At 61.0% G+C, this 1,181-nt stretch carries 1 protein-coding gene; it reads left to right on the plus strand.

Annotation, left to right across the window (positions count from 1 at the left end):
* Positions 1-116: 116 nt before the first annotated feature.
* A partial coding sequence (locus ACCAA_RS04945; protein ID WP_186406125.1) for an IS4 family transposase occupies positions 117-1,181 on the plus strand: 1,065 nt, incomplete at its 3' end.

Here is a 1,181-nt window from a genome sequence, read left to right on the forward strand (position 1 = left end):
CAATGGGGTCTGACCCTCATGGCGCTACGTTAGGCGAACGGCATAGCCCAACAGGTCTATAGTTGGACGCGTGGGGTTGGAGGTGGGCGGTAAGTTGACGAGGATGTCATCCGGATATGAAGCCTATCAACAAGCGCGAGGAAAGTCTGCGGCGCGAAGCAATCAAGCTTCGTCATCAGTTCGCACAGAGTGGGTGTGGTGCCTTGCCTGGGGTACTGCCGGTGGAAACCGTGGCCGAGGTGATAGCGGCGGAGTGTAAGACCTACCGTGACCGACTGTATCCGCCGATCACGACCCTACGTCTGTTCATTGAGCAGGTGCTCTCCGAAGACCGTGCCTGTCAGGAAGTGGTCTGTTGCTACCTGGCTGAACGGACTGCCGAGGGCGCCTCGGCAAACGGCCTGAATACCGGTGCCTATTGCCAAGCCCGGAAGCGATTACCACAGGAGGTTCCGGAGCAGCTCTACCGGGAAATCGGGCAGGCCCTTGAAGAGCAGATGCCGAAAGCTTGGCGGTGGCACGGTCGGCGGGTCAAGCTGTTCGATGGCACGACCGTCTCGATGCCGGATACGGCCGAGAATCAAGGAGATTTTCCGCAGAATTCCGAGCAGAAACCCGGATTGGGGTTTCCTCTGGCGCGTATCGGTGGGCTGATCAGCCTGGCCAGCGGGGCGGTCATCGGACATGCCGTGGCCGCGTGCGAAGGCAAGGGCAGTGGCGAACAAACGTTGTTGCGCGGCTTGTTGCCACTGCTTGCCTCGGGCGATGTTCTGCTCGCGGACGCCTTGTTGACCACTTGGTGGATTATTGCCGATGCCCACGCCGCAGGCGTCGATGTCGTCATGCCGCAGCATGCCCGGCGAATCACCGATTTCTCGTCAGGCCGCTCGCTTGGCCACAAGGATCATGTCGTGACATGGCCGCGCCCCACACGGCCGGACTGGATGACCCTCGATACCTGGGAACGCTATCCTGTCGAGTTGTCCATGCGCGAGTGCGAAGTCGACGGTCGCGTCCTGGTCACCACGCTGCTCGACCCGCGCGTCGCCTCTCCGCGCGAACTGGACGACCTGTATTCCTTGCGCTGGAACATCGAGGTGGACTGGCGAACGATCAAGGTCACCATGGACATGGATGTGCTCCGGTGCCTTTCCCCTGACATGATCCGGAAGGAGATCGCC

The organism is Candidatus Accumulibacter aalborgensis (assembly GCF_900089955.1).
Taxonomy (GTDB): domain Bacteria; phylum Pseudomonadota; class Gammaproteobacteria; order Burkholderiales; family Rhodocyclaceae; genus Accumulibacter; species Accumulibacter aalborgensis.